This window comes from Paenibacillus sp. G34, from assembly GCF_056856875.1.
Genome location: NZ_CM166469.1, coordinates 2,875,631 through 2,895,071 on the forward strand (window position 1 = coordinate 2,875,631; position 19,441 = coordinate 2,895,071).

Here is a 19,441-nt window from a genome sequence, read left to right on the forward strand (position 1 = left end):
AATGCAGAATGTGTTATAATGAGTACCTTTTCTCTAATTGAGAAGAGGTACTTTTTGCGTTGTACGAAAGGAGAAAACTGGCGTATCGGATGGTATAAGGTTTATACTGGAATGATTCGTGATTAGGTTTTTAGATGAGCAAGAAAAGGGGATGCATCATGGAGTTGTATCGATTTGATCAAGAGAGCGGCAAGCAGATTACGAAATTTGATTCAAACTTTGTGATGGCCCGAATCATTCAAACGAGTGGGAACGCGCATATAGGCTGTATGCATATACCCGCTAATGGTGTGGTTGGTTACCACCAGGCGGTTTCACCACAGTTGATGTTAATTATGTCAGGGGAAGGCCGGGTCAGAAGTGGTAACAACGATTATGTTGAAGTGAATGCGGGAGAGGCTGTATTCTGGGAAACCGGAGAATGGCATGAAACTAAAACGACAACGGGTTTGACGGCGATTGTAATTGAGAGTGATGAATTGACACCTTCAGCATACATGACTTCCAGAGATAGTTGACCTTAATTATCATGTAATGAGTGAGGAAATCTTGCTTTATAATAAAAAAGGTTGCTGTTCATAGTACCTGGTCTTAGGATTTGATGTATAATATAAAGAAGCTATATAAATGAACTTTTTTACACGTAAACGGAGAGGACAGAAAAACCTGGAGATAACAGCGATTGGAAGGTTATTCTGTCATCGTAGTGGATGTGTAAACCTGTTCAATTTATATATATTTGAATGATAAAGGAGAGGCTCCATTTGAATTTTGAACAGTGGATTTCGCCTGAAACCTATAACCTGACATCCGAGATGGAGAATCACCCGCCAGACCGGATTGCACTTAGATGGCTCAGCGATCAGCAAGAAGTAGAAGAAATTACGTATGGTGAACTGTTGAAACAGGCCAACCGTCTGGCAGGGGGGCTGCGTGAGCTTGGACTCGTGAAAGGAGACCGGGTGCTGGTCATGGTACCACGCCGGATTATTGCTTATGTCATATACATTGCTTGTTTGAAACTCGGAATTGCCGTCATCCCGTCTTCCGAGATGTTACGTGCGAAAGATCTGGAATATCGTCTGCGGCATTCATCGGCTCGGGCAGTGATTGTATGGTCTGAGACAACATCGGAAGTGGAAAAAATGGATTCCGACCTGCCTGCACTTGCCCATCGTATCGTTGCATCACCTAACAGTGACCATACTGTGCCTGGAGAAAGCTGGGTTAACGTACACCAGCTGATGGAGAATCAGCCTGACGAGATGGCTGCTGTTCAGACGCACCGTGATGATATGGCCATTTTGGCTTATACCTCGGGTACCACGGGTAATCCTAAAGGAGTCGTACATAGTCACGGCTGGGGATATGCTCATTTGCGGATCGCATCCACGTTATGGCTGGATATTCAGCCGTCGGATACCGTTTGGGCAACAGCAGCACCTGGATGGCAAAAGTGGATCTGGAGCCCGTTCCTGTCGGTGCTCGGAAGAGGGGCTACAGGATTGGTATACAACGGCTCATTCAAGCCAAAGCGTTATCTGGAATTGATGCAGGAACATCAGATCAACGTGCTCTGCTGTACACCGACCGAATACCGCTTGATGGCCAAAACGGATGATCTGGGACACTATGACTTATCCCATCTGCGCAGCGCTGTATCAGCGGGCGAACCGCTCAATCAGGAAGTCATTGAAATCTTCCAGCGCCATTTCGATCTTACCATTCGGGATGGATACGGACAGACGGAAAGCACACTGTTAATCGGCAGTCTGAAGGATGCGCCTGTGCGAATCGGTTCCATGGGCCAGTCGATTACCCCGGGATTAATCGAAATTATCGGGGAAGATGGACAACCTCTGCCGGCGGGCGAAGTGGGAGACATAGCTGTGCATCAGGACATGCCAGCACTCTTCCGTGCTTATTATCAGGACGAGGGGCGCAAGGAAGCGAACCAGCGCGGAGAGTATTTTGTTACTGGTGACCGGGCAAGTAAAGATGAAGAAGGTTACTTCTGGTTTGAAGGACGTAGTGACGATATCATCATCAGCTCGGGATACACGATTGGTCCGTTTGAGGTAGAAGAAGCACTCATGAAACATGCAAGCGTGAAAGAATGTGCTGTCGTTGCAAGTCCGGATGAAATTCGCGGCAATGTCGTCAAAGCGTTTATTGTGCTGAGAGATGAAGCACTGGCTTCATCTGAACTCGCGCATGAACTGCAAAGACATGTGAAGGAATGGACAGCGCCTTATAAATATCCGCGTAAAATTGAATTTGTGACAGATCTGCCGAAGACTAACTCCGGTAAAATCCGCCGCATTGAACTCCGTGAACAGGAAAAACGCAACACTTAGTATTTGGACTATGCATGAAGCAATTTAGAGGATAAAGATGAAAAGCAGAAAAGCATCTATGAAAATGAAGTTATAAGAATACAGCAATTCGAATCTTAACCGAAGCAGGAGTGAATTTAACATGAGTTCGTTTGAGCAGTCTTTTGCAACATCATTGGAACAATATGCGGAATTGGTGGTCAAGGTTGGTGTGAACATTCAGAAGGGACAGGATCTGCTGGTGACAGCACCGATTGAAACATTGGAATTCACCCGTCTGATCGTCCAAAAAGCATACGCAGCCGGAGCTAATTATGTGCAGGTTGATTTCGAGGACGATCAAATTACACGTAGCCGTTTTGAGCAAGGTTCGGATGACAGCTTTGACTATTATCCGAAGTGGAAAGGCGACATGATGGAACGGTTCGCCGAAGCCGGAGGAGCAACGCTGACGATTAAAGTACCTGACCCAGACTTGTACAATGGAATTGAAGCAACCAAAGTATCGCGTGCAACCAAAGCGGCAGCAGAGGCGCGTAAAGGATACTCGAAATACACTCGTAATCATGAAATTAGCTGGTGTTTGATCAAAGCGCCAACCAAAGCTTGGGCGAATAAAGTATTTGCCGATATTCCTGAGGAAGATCGCATCAACGTGATGTGGGATACCATTTTCAAGATGAATCGTGTGGACGGCGGAGATGCCGTACAGAACTGGAAAGAGCATATCGAGACATTGAACAAAATGAGCGATTTGCTGAATGAGAAAAATTACAAGAGTCTGCATTATCGCGCACCAGGTACGGATCTGAAGATCGAGCTGGTCAAAAACCATATATGGGGCGGCGGTGGCAGTGAGAACAAACAAGGCGTCTATACTGTAGCGAACATGCCAACAGAAGAGGTATTTACGATGCCGAAGCGCAGCGGTGTTAACGGTTATGTTAGCAGCACGATGCCGCTGAACCTGAACGGTCAACTCGTGGATCAGATGCGAATTACATTTAAAGATGGTCAGGTTGTTGCCTATACAGCGGCTTCTGGCGAAGAACATTTGAAGAATCTTTTTGCGACAGACGAAGGTGCTCGTTATTTGGGAGAAGTGGCACTTGTGCCGCATAATTCCCCAATTTCGAACCTGAATCGTATTTTCTATAATACGGGTATCGATGAGAACGCATCCTGCCATCTGGCTGTTGGAAGTGCATATCCGTTCAATATGAAGGATGGCACGACGATGTCGAATGAAGAACTGCTGAAACATGAATGTAATGTAAGTCTCACGCATGTTGATTTCATGATTGGTTCCGCGGAACTGGACATCGATGGAGAGTTGCAGGATGGCACGATTGAGCCGGTATTCCGCAAAGGAAACTGGGCCTTCCAGGTTTGAATCAAATTCAAATTAATATCAGATGTAATTAGAGAAAAGTGACTTCGATGGAAGTCGCTTTTTTGTTTAGAAAGATGAAGTAATATAAAAACTTGGCTTGGCATAAGAAATGAGTGACATAAGTTGTTTTAATTCCTTGTTACAGGAATACATAGCTCGCATAAATGTTGAGCCAGCAGTTGAGGACGATATCTTTCGATAATAGGTTTGGTATCCATACGATAGTCTTGCAATTGTAATTGCGGGATAATTTCATCCCAAGCTTTCTGAATGCCCTCAGCCGTATGCGGAATCATGATTGCGAGATAGTCTCCACCTGAGAAGCTTCCTGAGCTAATGTTGAGATGAGGTTCTTTTTCAAGGTTATAATCATCCCTAATTACAATGCAGGCATCGTATCTACAATGCTCCGGGAGTGTGGATACAGGATCATCTTGAGGAATACCATACAGAACGGTGTCTTCTTTCAATAGTTCTTTCTGCGCAGCCCATTGTTTCAGACCTTCCATTGCTTGGATGTTTGAAGGGCCATAAGGTCCAGTTTGACGGACATAAGCAATACGGACGGAGGCAAGATTTTCGAGACACATGTTTTTCTTTTCCATGATCATCATCTCCTTTTTGAATAGAGTGCTTACTTGAAGTATGCTAACATGTTATAAAAAAAATTACATAATATTTTTCGGTAAACTTGATATAACATTGATTCAGTAGAGGACTCGGCACAGAAATGGACATCTGGTAGCATTGAAAACCTCTCATGGAACTCTTAGAATAGGAACGAAATGGACATTTAGATATTGAATATGTGTAAACTGTTTAGGGAGGGGATTCATAGATGAGTGTGGATGGAATGGATATTACAAGTGCTTTTACGGATGAGAATTTCAGGCAATACATATTAGCCAATTATTGTGAACAACGAGATTATATTCGTGTACAAGATGTGAGTGAAGTGGAGATCCTAGAACTTCCAAAAGTCGGCATGAAAAACGTGCAAGGAATTGAGTACTTTACCGAGCTTAAGCTGCTTGATTGCTCATATAATGCGTTGATCAGCCTAAGTGTTGAACATAATCTGAAGTTGCAAACGTTAATATGCAGAGAAAATCAGCTTCTCGACCTGCAACTTCAATTCAATACAGAGCTGGAAACACTGGATTGCAGCTTCAATCGTTTGCGTAAACTGGAGTTGTCACATAATCACAAGCTTGCATCCATTGAATGCCACTGGAACATGCTCTCTGAGTTGAAAGTGGATCATCTAAAACAATTGCAGAAGCTCGCCTGCAGTTACAATTCACTTTTCTCCCTGGATCTGGCAAGCAATGACCAGCTCATGAATTTAGATTGTGCGAGCAATGATCTCATCGATCTGGATATCACAGGATGTCCCATTTTGACCGAGCTTCGTTGTCATCATAATCAACTCCAATGTTTGGACCTCCGTTCCAATCCTCGTCTGGAAAGTGTGCGGTGTTTCAACAATCATATTCGGGAATTGAGTCTTTCTCATAATACTGAACTGGTGGAGCTGTATTGTTCTGAAAATAAGCTAAAATCACTCGATGTCCGCCAAAATTACAAGCTCGAGCACATTCAATACGGCGATAATCTGATTGTTGAAGCGGATTATGAAGTTCCGGGCATGGGTACTTTTCGATATGATAATGAAACAACCGTGTATTATTTGAATTTGCAAGATGAGGAAAGAGAACTGCGAGTAACCGCACAAATTTCAACGAAGGCCGGTATGGATACGTTATCGGCTTCGTTCAAGGCTGCCTGGGAACAATGGGATGTTTTACGAGAAAGGGCGCTTAATATCATTGGCGAAGCTCATCCCGATGAGGATCTGAGTACTTTAGTGCTCGCTGATGCAGAATTCCAAGCGGATGGCAGCTTGAAACTGGGATTTGATGTCGGGGAGACGCCGGCTGGACAGCTCTATATCTATATCGAGTTTGATAGCGGTCTTCAGATCTCGAATGAGTTGATTTACGAAACGTATTGAACCGATGAACCGATATCAAGTAGCAGAATACAAAAAAGCCACGATGTCGTGGCTCTTTTTGTATATCTTTATGATCCTAAAGAAGATAGATACATCAAAGTGAATGATAAGGATGATAAGTCAAGATAACCACTTCGATTATCGCTATGAGATTTATTAGGTCTGGCGAAAAGTAGCTACAATATGTGAAAGGGTGCAGACGTGGTTATTCGGCGTTCATTTTATTAAAGCTGACATATTCATGGATGGGCTTGCGATATCCACGTGGTCTCTGTTTGGATTCGGATTTTTTGCCAATCGTAATCATCATCGCAGGTACGTAGTGATCCGGAATGCCCAGGCTCTGCTGAAGTTCCTCTGCATTAAATCCGATCATCGGACAAGTGTCCCAGCCGCGATCCTGAGCAATCAGCATGAACTGCATCGCAGACAGACTGGCATTACGGATAGCATCCTCGCGTTGGAAAAATCTGCCTCGAGTTTCATAAAAATCAATAACACTTTGGGATTCTTGTTCGTATTGAAATGGAGTCAGTGCGCCCAGGTTGAGCAGGCCTTCATTAATCGTGCGAATATGATGATGTGCGTTAACATCGCCTAATACAACGATGACCGCAGAAGCTGTTTTCACTTTATATTGCTGTGAAGCCTCATAGACTTTTTCTTTCTGAGCTTCATCGGTCAATACAAGATAGTGAGTGTGTTGCAGGTTAAATGCGGATGGTGCAAACTTGTTCAAAGCAAACATTTCTTCTAGTTCCGATTCCGAAATTTCAATTCCTTCTTCAAAAATAACAGCAGATCTGCGATTTTTAATTAAATGGTCCAATTCGCTCATGTTGTTTACCTCGCTTATGTATAATTTTGCTTGCTTACAAAGTGAATATAACATACTTAATTACTTTATGTAAGTATTATTTTTGAATAAGACAAGACGTACTCGCCATACGCTAGTAGAAAACGGCAGAGGTGAGTCATGATATCGTTCATCCACAGATTAAAATTAGCACGGCTGCACCATCATGAGTTCCGGGTGTATGTTATTAAATCTTCTACCCTGAAAAAGTTTGTGGTAGTGGAGCTCATACTGGGTTATCTGGTGTACAATGTAGCCCTTTATCTGTGCCATAATGATTTGCTGGCAGGTGCAAGCACATGGGCAGGTACCGAAGGTGTGAAACGGTTGCCACCTTTGTTTCGGCGCATTGCCGGAGCTTGAAAAGTTTGAAGTTTGTTGTCCTTGAAGCTTTGAACTGTAATTGGTATGGGAGCCAGCGCTTTTCGCCAAAATTAATCGTAGAATACAGGTGTCCAAAATTGATTTACCGTTGAGGACCTATGGACTTTAATTGGAGAAGGGGCTATTGTGCCCCGTTCTCCGGGTTTGTTTTATCAAAAAGTTTGGATGAACAACATGTTTGAACAGAATCAAACAAAACTGAACAAGCTCCATATCAAGTTAATCTCTATTTTGCATGCTCCAGATATTGCTCGAGTGTCAGTTTTTGGCTCGTGATCTCGCCAGCGATATAGACACCGACATACCGGACATGCCATGGTTCGTACGAATATCCGGTCAATTTCTCTTGATCCTTGCCGTAACGGATGATGAAGCCGTATTTGTGGGCATTGGCTTTCAGCCATTTGCCTTCTTTGGTGTTGCCAAAGCTTTGCTGCAGATCATAACCGGCGGAAGCGCTGGAAATATCCATGGCGAGTCCGGTTTGATGCTCACTCTGTCCTGGGCGAGCGCTAGTTTTATTGGCGACAGCCTCACCTTTAACGCTGGCATTGCGGTCAAAGATTGATTTTTGCGTGGCGTAAGAACGATAGCCGGAAACGGCTTTGATATCAATGCCGTCTTTTTTAGCTGCGGCAAACAACTTTTCGATGGCTGAAGCAGCTACTTTGCGCATTTGCTTTTTCGGACTGGAGCCGGAGAAGCTAAATGGGATGTTAGGCACCACCAGATCTTTCGGTTCATAAGTGGACGGCAGATTTCTTTTTTTATTCACAAGTACAACGGTGCTGGAAAGATTCGTTACGGTAGCAACACCCTTGCTAGAGGTCGTGATCGTACGGCTTGGGGCGTTATCATGCAAAAATTGGGAGAAGCTCGAGCTTGCCGCAGAAGCGACCGGATTGAGCATTTGGCTGACAGGGAGTGTAGTAAAGGCAGTGCCCGCAAGTACTGAGCCAACGAGAAGTGTCGATATGATGGATTTGCGAGTAAATGATGACATGATGGGAGTTCCTCCTTGGAATATATTAATCTATAAACCAAGTATACCGGAGGATTATATCCATAGGTTCTCCAAATGTTTCCGACTTGTAAACAAAGTTTGCTAGAATTTTTTTCTCATAATGAGGTACTGGCCAAGGGGATGATGATAGGAGCGAAATAAGAGAAGAAGTGAAAGAAGATGAATTAGAAGTATAATTAGTAGAAGAAGTAGAGTGAAAGAAGAAGTAGTAGAAGTAGTAGAAGTAGTAGAAGTATAACCAGTATAAGAAGTAAAAGCAGAAGTAAAAGCAGTATAAGAAGTATAACCGGTACAACAAGTAAAAGCAGAAGTAGAAGTGAGGGACAAATTGTAAGCCAGAGCGAGTTGGGAGATGAGAATGAAAAACTTGGGAGCAGGAGTTCAGGTCGGGTTAACAGACAGAGAAGATGACGAAAGAATAGCCAGTGTAAATGAGGAAAACAGTAGTGCTGGCTTATGCAAAAAAATCTAACGATCACCAGAGACGTTATTTGCCGTTTTTTTCGTGTTTTGAAATTGTAACGATCACCAGAGAGCTTATTTTGGAGAGATGGTCCTTTTTTCAGTCTAAAGAGCCGTTTTCTGCCTAAATAACGTTACTGGTGATCGTTAGGTTTCCAAACCATTGATTTGGGGCGAAATAAGGTTCCTCATGATCGTTAGAATTCGAGCCAAGCATGAAGTGCCAGAGTAAGCTAGGAAAACCTTTGAATAGATACAGTAAGCAGTAGCCTTTGGATTGAGAGAGGTTAGATGAATCTTCGTCCCCCAAAAACATGCCTTTTTCGAGGTTGCTGCTTCATCCAAGCATAAGGAAGCTCTGCTTACCTGCTGTTTATGATAGTGTGCAAGCGTTAACCGCATTAGGTGTCCCTACAGCGGCAGCACGTGCATCACGAAGGCGAAGGTTATTGCTGATTGCTCCAGAGTCACTGCTGAGCGTAAAGGCAGGATAATTCTCTTGGGCATCCAATTTCATGATGGATTCCAGGTTAAGCTGGTGCTTAGGGTCAACGTAGAAGGGAACGAAATTGGTTTCAATCTGCTCATCCAGAGCTGCCAGTTCATCCACAATCAGTAGCACGACAACACCATTACATCCGCAGCCTTCCATATCATAAAATACTTTGAAATAACCGGGTTGGTCATTCAAACTTGCTGTTAAACGTTTCGCTGCCAGATCTGTAATTTGCATACGCATGGTCTGCACTCCTTTTTATATAAGTTCGTTCTAAATGAAAAAAGATTTACTGTGCTTCTTATGCCATTATACCACCTTGTCGAAAAATAAATCACACGAGGTAATTCTACAGGAAATGTCGAATAGGAAATAAACGAAACATACATTCATTATTGAAGAAAGGATGAAATTGACGATGTCATCAAATTTTGTTCAGCTTAACGAAGGCAAGTGGACAACCGAGCCTGCTCATACTCAACATGACGGAGAAAGATTGATTGTACAGGCACAGGAGGGTAGTGATTTTTGGGAACAGACGTTCTATGGCTTCTGTCATCGGAATGGACATGCATTGCTTGCACCGTGGGACGGTTTGGAGGCTGTTGAAGTATCGTTTGATCTAAGTTCTTTCACAGAATTGTATGATCAGGCAGGATTGATGTTGTGGCACGGAGAGCATCAGTGGATCAAAGCCGGTGTTGAAGTCAATGATGGCGTGGTGCATGTAGGGGCTGTTGTCACAGATCAATTCTCGGATTGGTCACTGTCACCTGTACCGGAGTGGGGAGGAAGGATCGTTACCATTCGTGCATCCTACCATCAGGAATCCGTTGTTATTCGTGCGCGTACAGACGAACATCCATGGCGTACCATTCGGGTGGCGAGATTCGCTTATCCTGCGGACAAGCAAGCAGGTCCGTTCCTTTGCTCGCCTAAACGGGCAGGGTTTGAGGTTGCTTTTACAAGATGGACCTATACTGCACCAGACGAAGATTTGCATACCGATCCACCAATTAGCGGGTAAACGCGGGGATATAACAGAAATAGACTCTTTAAGGGAATCAGTGCATAAATTGCATCCGAGATATGAGTCGCAGGCTGAAAATTAAATCATATCGCATATGAAAACATCTGAAATTCAAAAGAAGCAGCTATCATATATAGAAAAGCTGCTTCTTTTAATAATTTGCTGATACGTTGTGCGATAATGGTTGGAAAGTACGCTGTATTGTTAACATCTAAATAACGTAAGAAACGAGGAGGCAGACAATTTATGGGAGAAACAAATGTATGGGATGCGGAGTGGGAGGTTAACGAAGAGCAAGCGCGGACGCTGATCGGCAGACAATTCCCTCAGCTGTCATCAAAGCAAGTGAAGCGATTGGGCTGGGGTTGGGACAATACGGTTTTTCTCATCGGTAACGAGTATGTATTCCGGTTTCCAAGAAGGACGTTTGCAGTTGGTGCGATTCGTATGGAAGGGAAGCTGCTACCGAAGCTGGATGCATATTTGACCATCCCTTATCCGAAACCGTTATTCTATGGCGAAGCAAGTGACGAATACCCGGCACCATTTCTCGGCTATGCCCATGTGCCAGGAGATTTCCCAATCGGTTTGGCAGAAGAACACCGGGCTTTATCGGCAGAGACGCTGGCGAAATTTTTGCGGAGATTACATGAGTTTCCGGTGCAGGCGGCGCTGGAGTGCGGAGTCCAGCAAGATCATCGAAACTTGACGGACATTGCATCGCGCAAAGTGAAAATGGAGGGTTTTCTGTCGAAGGTAGTTGAACACTTGTCGCCGGAAGAGTTCGGTATGATCGAAGCATATATTGGCAGTCTGCCACAGGACCGTGTCGAGGCCGTGAATAAAGTGCTACATGGAGATCTTCATTTCAAAAATATGCTTGTGAATGAGAACGGGATCGTTTCCGGAATCATTGATTGGGGTGATCTGAGCGTAGGTCATCCGGCTTGCGATTTAAGCATTGCTTATAGCTTTTTACCACCTTACGCTCGCGGCGTGTTTTTCGAAACGTACGGAGGGGCGGACGAGGAAACGAAGTTGCTGGCGCGGCTGATCGCTGTATACATACCTATACTGATCTTAATGCAAGCGATCGATGACGGGAATGAAACGATTGCGGCAGAAGCGAAATCCAACATCATGCGGGCACTGTCGGATTAGGCTCAATATTTCGTTTCGGCTATGGGGCTATAGCTATCGGCACCATTTTGGCTCTTATAGTCGCGATAAGGTACGATCCGCCTTCTTAGAAGCCGCTTTACATCGAGGAACACGAAATACAACAGAGTAAGTCGTTGCGCTAACGGGACACGATTGTAATAACCCGCCTTTTCAACAAAGGCGGGTTTCTTATGATCAAATATCAACATTAGAATGTAACATAGATTCCATGTTTAATCGCGTTACACTCAATGAGCGGTTAATGGTGGCGCAATATTACATTTTAGAATAAAATTGCCTCTGCACTGTTCTGGTCACTTCTGTTCTGGTTCCTGAGTGAGCTCGGCCTCTAGTTCCTCCTTGTCCTGCATTTCACGCATACGTTCTTCGTAATCATCCAGGAACCATAGCGGGTCCATGTTGTCTTCCTCACCGTTATAGTTAATGAGGATTTCCTCGCCAGCTTTGATGTCTTTATACGCGTAGAAATCAAAGGTGTGATTTTCAAAGTTAATATCATACGTGGCATTAGGTTCATAGGAGTGATTAATTAAACTGCCGTATCCTAGCAGGATCGCGGTATGATTAGCTCCGTATTCGAAGACGTAATCCTCCAGAATCGTTTTCTCAATATGTTCGTGATCTTCATTCGGGTAAGGTACAACGGGTGCCTGATGGATCAGTTGACCTTTTGAGATATCCTCCGTGGCAAATACCCCTCGGTTAAACTCACCGCCATCACCCAGTTTGGACTGTTTTACTTCAATCATGACATTCACCTGATGCTCTCGCTGAGAGCTCCGTTCTATAATATGGTTGTACTTCGTTTAAGGCAAAATTTTACCGCATACGCTGTGATAAGGCAAATGGAACATCACTTTTAAGATTAATTTTAAAATAGGACGTTGAGTTGTGCGGGAGATAACGCTTATAATATACAAAGAATTAAGTCTATATAGAAAAGGTGTCATGAATGAGCATATTAAATGTAGAAAAATTAAGTCACGGTTTTGGTGACCGTGCTATCTTTAACAACGTGTCATTCCGCCTGCTTAAGGGTGAGCATATTGGGCTGATCGGGGCGAATGGAGAAGGTAAATCAACCTTCATGAATATCATTACAGGTAAACTTCAGCCGGATGAGGGTAAGGTGGAATGGTCCAAACGTATGCGTGTAGGTTATCTTGACCAGCATGCGGTGCTGAGCAAAGGACAATCGATCCGCGATGTGCTGCGCGGGGCCTTCCAGTACCTGTTCGACATGGAGCAGGAAATGAACGACATGTATGGCAAAATGGGCGATGTTACGCCCGAGGAACTGGAGCAGTTACTGGAGGATGTAGGTACCATTCAGGATACACTGACGAACCAGGACTTTTACATGATCGATGCTAAAGTCGACGAAACTGCGCGTGGTTTGGGTTTGACCGACATCGGTCTGGATAAGGACGTTAACGACCTGAGCGGTGGACAACGGACGAAAGTATTGCTCGCCAAACTGTTGCTGGAAAAACCGGATATTCTTCTCCTCGACGAGCCGACGAACTATTTGGATGAACAGCATATTGAGTGGCTGAAACGTTATCTGCAGGAATATGAAAATGCATTTATTCTCATCTCACACGATATTCCGTTCCTAAATAGCGTAATCAACCTTATTTACCACATGGAAAATCAGGATCTGACACGTTATGTGGGCGATTACAACCACTTCCAGGAAGTTTACGAGATGAAGAAGCAACAACTGGAATCGGCGTACAAGCGTCAACAGCAAGAGATTGCCGACTTGAAAGACTTCGTAGCGCGTAACAAAGCGAGCGTGGCAACACGCAACATGGCGATGTCCAGACAGAAAAAGCTCGACAAGATGGACGTGATTGAACTCGCTAAGGACAAACCGAAGCCACAGTTCAACTTCCGTGATGCAAGAACGTCGGGCAAGCTTATTTTTGAAACCAAAGGCCTGGTCATTGGATATAATGAACCATTGTCCAGACCGCTTGATCTTCGGATGGAGCGTGGTCAGAAAATCGCTCTGGTCGGTGCAAACGGTATCGGTAAAACTACCCTGATGCGTAGCATTTTGGGTGAAATTCAGCCTTTGGAAGGTAATGTCCAGCGCGGCGAGCACTTGGAAATCGGATACTTCCAACAAGAGATGAAGGATGCCAATTATAATACATGTATTGAAGAAATCTGGCAGGAGTTCCCTTCCTATACCCAGTTTGAAGTGCGTGCGGCTCTGGCGAAGTGCGGACTTACGACCAAACATATCGAGAGCAAGGTTGCAGTTCTCAGCGGTGGAGAAAAAGCGAAAGTACGTCTCTGCAAGCTGATCAACAATGAAACCAACCTGCTGGTACTCGATGAGCCTACGAACCACTTGGACGTGGATGCGAAGGATGAGTTGAAACGTGCGCTTCAAGCGTACAAAGGCAGCATACTGCTGATCTCTCACGAACCTGAATTTTACCGTGATGTCGTGACAGACACATGGAACTGTGAATCCTGGACGACCAAAGTATTCTAAAAAGCGCGTATTTCACTTGCATAGAGCATGTGGAATACGCGTTTTTTGTCACATTACAAGGAGGATGAAATAGGACAAAAGAATGGTTGACAGCCTTAAAAGCAAACGATATTCTAATTCTAGAAAGCGGTTACATTCTATGTTTAAGAAACCTGTTTTACAACATGGGCAAAAAAGAAACGGTTCTCGGTTCTCCGTAACGTGCATGATTGCACCTGCCTGAGTAAACGGGGCTTTTTTTGCTCTTGAATGAAACCGGTTTCATTGAGTGAGGAGGTGTGATCAGCGGAAGAAGTATGGTCTGAGGCTCAATTGACTGATTCATGTGTACTAGGGCGTGTTAAACCACTACGCTGAATATGTAAGGAACTTGCTTATATTTTCAGGCGCATAGGAGCGAATGTAGATTGGATAAACTGAGAAAACCGATTGCAATCCTGTTATCCGCTGCACTGATGTTATCTTCAGGACCGTTGATGTACCCGAACAAGGTTCTTGCAGATGGAGCTCTTATTCCCGGATTGTTAATTCAAGACGATTTTTCCGATGGGGACTATACCGTTTCACCAGAATGGCATGTGATCTCAGGCCAGTGGCAAGTAACATCAGATCCGGTGGACGGAGCTAATCAGGTTCTTTTTCAAAATGGGACCGATGAAGGTTTTATCACAACGGGGGAGCCCGTACCGGACAAGACAGTGTCGATGCGTTTTTATACAGGAGCGGGTGAGGGATTTCCCGGTATTTTGCCGCGGTTTCAAGACAAGAGCAACTACTACTATTTCCAAATGCAGGTGCCCGGCAACAAACTCGTTTTCAGCAAAAGAGTAAATGGCGCAGATACCACGCTAAAATCGGTGGAGTATGCATTCAGTAAAAATACATGGTATACGCTTAAAGTGTCGGTATCGGGGACCTCCATCCGCGGTTATATCGTCCAAAATGGGATGGACCGATTGGTTTTTGATCTGAACGATACATCTATTGCAACCGGTACCGTTGGCATTCGAAATAAGTGGCAGACCGTACATATTGATGATGTAATGATTGCGGAGCCGCCTCGAGTGAATGAAGCTGTGCTTGCAAAGGATGGAGAGACGGCATCTTCAATTTCATTGCATTGGCCGGAGATTGAAGGGGCAACGGGTTACCGTCTGTATCGCTCGAACACGCAGGAAGGCGGCTACTCTTATGTAAGTCAGACGTCATCAACAAGTTATGTAGATGAAGGACTAAGCTCGGATACAACCTATTATTACAGACTTGCCTATGACTACGGGGCATTAACCGAGTCACAGTGGTCTGCCCCGCTTGAAGCCAAAACGGCTGCCGAGGCACCACAGGCACCGGGGGACTTGAAGGCGACAGCGTTGACAGCGACAAGTGTCAAATTGAGCTGGAATACGGTCAGTAAGGCGAATGGTTATCGTGTCGTTCGCGCAGAGCAAGGAACGGAAGATTATGAACAGGTATATGACGGCAACCTATTGTCTTTTACAGATCAGGCACTTGAGCCTGGAAAGAATTACAGTTATCGGGTGACGGCGTACAATGCTACGGGTGAATCGGCATTTAGTACAGCGGAAGCGCAGACGTACACGGTAGATTCTCCTTCAGGATTTGGTGTTACTGCTATAACGGATACGTCCATTTCCTTAGGATGGGCTGCACTGCCCGGATCGGAAGTCTCCTACACGGTTTTGAAGGCGACAAGCGCTTCGGGGACGTATCAGCAAGTCTACACAGGGAAGTCTACTTCGTTAGACGATACAGGTTTGACGATGGGCACGGGATACTTTTATACAATTCAGGCCAAAGTGGACGGAATGGACACTCCTGTATCTGCACCGCTTGGTGTATCCACGGTGCGCACAAGTATTACGCCAGGACAAATGTGGCCGGATCAAAACGGCAAACCGATTGATGCTCATGGCGCAGGTTTCTTTTACGATGAAAAAACAGAAAAATATTACTGGTATGGCGAATATCATACGGGGGGGTGGCCTGCTGCGGGTGTGCGTGCCTATTCTTCCAAAGACCTGATGAACTGGACAGACGAAGGCATGGCATTGACGATGCTGCAATCGATGGATGATTTTGACACAAACCCGTTAATCAAGGAACTCTATGCAGGTCGCGAGGATCGTGTGGACATCTGGGCCGATATTCGCAAAGGACGGATTATCGAACGGCCAAAGGTCATTTACAATGATAAAACGAAAAAATATGTCATGTGGGCTCATATGGATGGAGACAAGGACCCTTACAACAATAATGCGAATTACGGTAAAGCGAAGGCCGGTTATGCAATCAGTGACTCACCTGCTGGACCTTTTATATATCAGAAAAGTTACCGTATGGACATGGCTCCTGAAGGCGAGAAGGACTATTTCCCAAGTGACAGAGGTATGGCCCGTGACATGACGCTATTTAAGGATGATGACGGCACGGGTTACCTGATCTACTCCAGCGAAGAAAATCTGACGTTATACATTTCCAAGCTCACCGAGGATTACAGTGACGTCACAGGCTGGCATAAGCAAGGTCTTAAGGATGATAAAGGCAATCCTGTTCGCGATAGCGTATATCAGGCGGAATACGGCGTAGACTATGTCCGGGTATTCCCGGGTGGACAGCGAGAAGCACCGGCCATGTTCAAGTATCAGGGCAAATACTATATTATAACATCGGGTGCAACGGGCTGGGCTCCTAATGAAAACAGAGTTACGGTCGCGGATCACATCTTCGGACCTTGGTCGGCGATGACAAATCCGTTTGTCCGCACACTGCCGAGTGATCCTGATCCCGGGAAGGCATTTGGTACACAGTCAACTTCAGTCATCCCGGTTGATCCGGAAAAGGGCAAGTTTATTTATGTAGGAGATATGTGGAACGGAGGCAATTTCGCCAACGATGCAGCCAAGTACGTGTTTTTGCCGATCGAATTCGGTATAGGGTCAGACATTGCGATCAAGTGGTATAACAGCTGGACACCCGATCTGTTGAATTCCATGGGTAAGGTAGATATCGCTGATAAACTGCCTGAAGCGGTGAAGCTTGGCGAAGTTCCAGTGCTTCCTTCCGTGGTAAAGGTGCGTGATGGAAATAATCTCGTGTCAACGCCAGCCGTCTGGACGATTAATCATCGTGCGATGACAGCGGAGGATTTTGCCAAGCCTGGACCGCTCACGCTACAGATCACGACCCCTGAGTATAACAACAAAACACAGGCAGTTCGTGTGTTTGTCATTCCCGAGAATACACTATACTTTGTGAACAGCGGCGGTTATGATACGGCAGATTACAAGCTGATGAGTGGTTATATGCAAGATACGCTCATGCATCCGGGAATTATAGATCAGATGTATGTTCCGGCTAATGGTCAATCCTGGGGATATGTTAGTGCCGATGCGCTGCCTTCCGGTTCGAACGGCGGTGATATATTCTCAACCGTTCGTTATCTGAATGGCGGCAATGTCAGCAACTCGCCTAAAGGCAAGGATTTGACCTATAGCTTTGATGTACCAAACGGTGAGTATGATGTGTATGCGGGATTCAATGACCCGTGGACGAATACTTCACGCCGTGCGGATTTGTTAATTAACGGTACGAATACCGGGGCGGTTACCTATATCCCTGCAAGTGTTCGGGCGGAAAAGGGTATTCAAGTGTCAGACGGTAAACTGGATATCACGGTGCGTAATACTGCTTCCCAAGACCCGCTGATCAGCTGGATCATGATTGTAAAACCTGATATATCGTCACCTGGTTACGGTAGCGGGGGCCTGCACGCGGTTTCCACCACGCCTTCAAGTGTAACACTTGGCTGGGATATATTACACGGTGCGGCAACCTATAAGCTGTATCGTTCGAATCGAGAAGAAGGAACTTACGAAATAGTTTATTCCGGCGCGCTTCCAGAGTATACGGATTCTGAGCTGAGTGAAGATACGGTTTACTATTACAAAGTCGAGGCACTGGACGATGCAAGCCAATCCATCAAAGGATTGTCTGATCCTTATCAAGTCACAACAACTCACCAGACGGCTGCTGACGTGGCTTCAGGCATTACAACACTCGAACAGCCAACGACGGCTTCTGCAAAAATTAAACTTCCAGTGTTGCCTCAAGGTTTTACGGCATCCATTCATTCAAGTACAGCTCCGTCTGTAGTGCAACTGGACGGAAGCATTATTTTACCAGCGAGTGAGACGACGGTCTGGATTGAACTTGCCATCACACGAACCTCCGATGGGAGCAAAGCGATAACAACGCCTCTGATCATTAAAGTGCCTGCACGTACAACATCTCCAGGCGGCAATGATTCAGGAGGGAATTCTGGCGGAGGATCAGGGAATAGCTCAGGCGGCAATAATGGAAATGGTTCATCAAGCAGTAACGGTGGTCAGATAGGCAACAGTAATGGTACCTCAGGCTCAGGTCAATCGCAGTCGTCAACTCAACCTGTTACAGAAAAGGACCGCGCTGTTGTTGAACTTCAAGCCTCTTCGGCTCCAGAAGGAAATGCACAGTCCAAAGTGGATGCTTCAGCGATTGAAGCTGCGGTCAAAGCCGCACCTCTTACAGGTACAGGTCAACGTCTGGTTGAATTTCGCTTGAAGTCTGTTCCGGAAGCGGCTGCTTACGAGCTGGCCCTGCCAGTTTCATCCCTGCTGGAGCAGAAGCCATCCGATGTTTTCCGTATCGTATCAGCGTTTGCAACGGTTGAGTTGCCCGCTGATTTGCTGCCAAAAGAGGGAACCAATGAGGGTACGGCAATTATTCGATTGATCCGCACACCGCTTTCGCAAGGGATAACGGATCGTTTGGGAGCAGGACATGGTGTGCAAGTCGAATTTAGCCTTAATCATCAGACCTTCATGCCTGATAGAGAGATTTCAATTGAATTACCGTATACCTCATCGAAAGTTGTCGTGGCTGATAAAGTGGTTGCTGTGCAAATTGGACCAAGCGGGGAAATAACACCGTTGCCACAGAGTTATTACGATCCGCAACGCGGCGAGATTATGTTTTCTGCAAAATCTTTATCCTTGACTGGTACTTATGCTGCCTTATCTATGGATGAGAATTTTTCGGATCTGGCCGGAGTGCCATGGGCACAAAAAGCAATGGAGGCACTCGCAGTTCGGGGCGTGGTGGATGCAACAGGTAGTGAGGACACCAGACAACTACATCCCAAACAGGATATGACACGTGGGCAATATGTACAGTGGCTTGTAGCTTCGCTCGGCCTAAACGGGAGTTCTACTGAACCATTCAAGGATGTGAATGAACAATCTTCTTATTATAAGGCTGTTAACATAGCACGATCACTCGGTATTACGGATGGGGCTGGAGATGGACGTTTCAAGCCAGAGTCCACCATTACTCGTCAGGAGATGATGACCTTAACGGTAAGAGCACTTGTTACAGCTGGACTCATTGATGATGAAGCACAGAATTCTTCCGCAACTGATCTTGCTCGTTTCCGGGACGCAGGTCAGATCAACTCGTATGCAAGAGAAAGTGTAGCTGCGCTTGTGAACCTCGGCATCGTAGGTGGTTACAACGGTGAAGTAAAACCTGCGGCTGAAGCCAGCCGAGCCGAATCTGCTACGCTGATCTATGCAATGATGAGCAAGCTGGTCTGGAAAAAGTGATGAATCACTGTAACTTATAAAATAGAAAGAAGCTTGTTTTCACCTGAAGTCAGGTTAAAGCAAGCTTTTTTTGCTGTTCATTGTCGATTGTTGTT

14 protein-coding genes are annotated in these 19,441 nt (G+C 45.3%); 9 read left to right on the top strand and 5 right to left on the bottom strand.

What is annotated here, in order from left to right:
* Nucleotides 1-158: 158 nt before the first annotated feature.
* The 3 genes from AC1VYS_RS13215 (at nucleotide 159) to AC1VYS_RS13225 (ending at nucleotide 3,729) form a co-directional block, all read left to right on the top strand.
* A complete protein-coding gene (locus AC1VYS_RS13215) occupies nucleotides 159-518 on the top strand; it encodes a cupin domain-containing protein (protein WP_482914626.1) in 360 nt (119 codons plus the stop codon).
* A gap of 297 nt (nucleotides 519-815) precedes the next feature.
* The gene (locus AC1VYS_RS13220; RefSeq protein ID WP_482914986.1) at nucleotides 816-2,357 is read left to right on the top strand and encodes an acetate--CoA ligase; all 1,542 of its coding nucleotides are present in this window, start codon (nucleotides 816-818) and stop codon (nucleotides 2,355-2,357) included.
* 121 nt (nucleotides 2,358-2,478) lie between these two features.
* Nucleotides 2,479-3,729 (top strand): aminopeptidase, encoded by a 1,251-nt coding sequence (locus AC1VYS_RS13225; protein WP_482914627.1) that lies wholly within the window; start codon nucleotides 2,479-2,481, stop codon nucleotides 3,727-3,729.
* Nucleotides 3,730-3,857: 128 nt separating this feature from the next.
* On the opposite strand, the gene AC1VYS_RS13230 is transcribed toward AC1VYS_RS13225, so the two are convergent.
* On the bottom strand, nucleotides 3,858-4,334 hold the full coding sequence (locus tag AC1VYS_RS13230; protein ID WP_482914628.1) for an AraC family transcriptional regulator: 477 nt from the start codon (nucleotides 4,332-4,334) through the stop codon (nucleotides 3,858-3,860).
* 233 nt (nucleotides 4,335-4,567) lie between these two features.
* Here AC1VYS_RS13230 and AC1VYS_RS13235 point away from each other — a divergent pair, with 233 nt between their 5' ends.
* A complete protein-coding gene (locus AC1VYS_RS13235; RefSeq protein ID WP_482914629.1) occupies nucleotides 4,568-5,743 on the top strand; it encodes a leucine-rich repeat domain-containing protein in 1,176 nt (391 codons plus the stop codon).
* 205 nt (nucleotides 5,744-5,948) lie between these two features.
* On the opposite strand, the gene AC1VYS_RS13240 is transcribed toward AC1VYS_RS13235, so the two are convergent.
* Nucleotides 5,949-6,581 (bottom strand): nitroreductase family protein, encoded by a 633-nt coding sequence (locus tag AC1VYS_RS13240; protein ID WP_482914630.1) that lies wholly within the window; start codon nucleotides 6,579-6,581, stop codon nucleotides 5,949-5,951.
* A 138-nt stretch (nucleotides 6,582-6,719) separates the two neighbouring features.
* On the opposite strand from AC1VYS_RS13240, the gene AC1VYS_RS13245 reads away from it, so the two are divergent.
* Nucleotides 6,720-6,962 carry a hypothetical protein gene (locus AC1VYS_RS13245; protein WP_482934525.1) on the top strand — a complete coding sequence of 81 codons (243 nt, stop codon included), beginning with the start codon at nucleotides 6,720-6,722 and terminating at the stop codon, nucleotides 6,960-6,962.
* Nucleotides 6,963-7,209: 247 nt separating this feature from the next.
* Here AC1VYS_RS13245 and AC1VYS_RS13250 read toward each other — a convergent pair whose 3' ends face one another.
* A complete protein-coding gene (locus AC1VYS_RS13250; protein ID WP_482914632.1) occupies nucleotides 7,210-7,986 on the bottom strand; it encodes a M15 family metallopeptidase in 777 nt (258 codons plus the stop codon).
* A gap of 856 nt (nucleotides 7,987-8,842) precedes the next feature.
* Complete coding sequence (locus tag AC1VYS_RS13255) at nucleotides 8,843-9,208, bottom strand: iron-sulfur cluster biosynthesis family protein (protein WP_482914633.1); 366 nt, start codon at nucleotides 9,206-9,208, stop codon at nucleotides 8,843-8,845.
* A 175-nt stretch (nucleotides 9,209-9,383) separates the two neighbouring features.
* Here AC1VYS_RS13255 and AC1VYS_RS13260 point away from each other — a divergent pair, with 175 nt between their 5' ends.
* Nucleotides 9,384-9,992 carry a DUF1349 domain-containing protein gene (locus AC1VYS_RS13260; RefSeq protein WP_482914634.1) on the top strand — a complete coding sequence of 203 codons (609 nt, stop codon included), beginning with the start codon at nucleotides 9,384-9,386 and terminating at the stop codon, nucleotides 9,990-9,992.
* 249 nt (nucleotides 9,993-10,241) lie between these two features.
* On the top strand, nucleotides 10,242-11,156 hold the full coding sequence (locus AC1VYS_RS13265; protein WP_482914635.1) for a phosphotransferase: 915 nt from the start codon (nucleotides 10,242-10,244) through the stop codon (nucleotides 11,154-11,156).
* A 314-nt stretch (nucleotides 11,157-11,470) separates the two neighbouring features.
* Here the strand turns inward: AC1VYS_RS13265 and AC1VYS_RS13270 are convergent, their stop codons facing one another.
* A complete protein-coding gene (locus AC1VYS_RS13270) occupies nucleotides 11,471-11,926 on the bottom strand; it encodes an SET domain-containing protein (RefSeq protein ID WP_482914636.1) in 456 nt (151 codons plus the stop codon).
* Between the two features lie 203 nt (nucleotides 11,927-12,129).
* On the opposite strand from AC1VYS_RS13270, the gene AC1VYS_RS13275 reads away from it, so the two are divergent.
* Together AC1VYS_RS13275 and AC1VYS_RS13280 are read left to right on the top strand one after the other, a co-directional pair.
* A complete protein-coding gene (locus AC1VYS_RS13275) occupies nucleotides 12,130-13,686 on the top strand; it encodes an ABC-F family ATP-binding cassette domain-containing protein (protein ID WP_482914637.1) in 1,557 nt (518 codons plus the stop codon).
* Nucleotides 13,687-14,093: 407 nt separating this feature from the next.
* A complete protein-coding gene (locus AC1VYS_RS13280; protein ID WP_482914638.1) occupies nucleotides 14,094-19,346 on the top strand; it encodes an S-layer homology domain-containing protein in 5,253 nt (1,750 codons plus the stop codon).
* Nucleotides 19,347-19,441 lie beyond the last annotated feature (95 nt).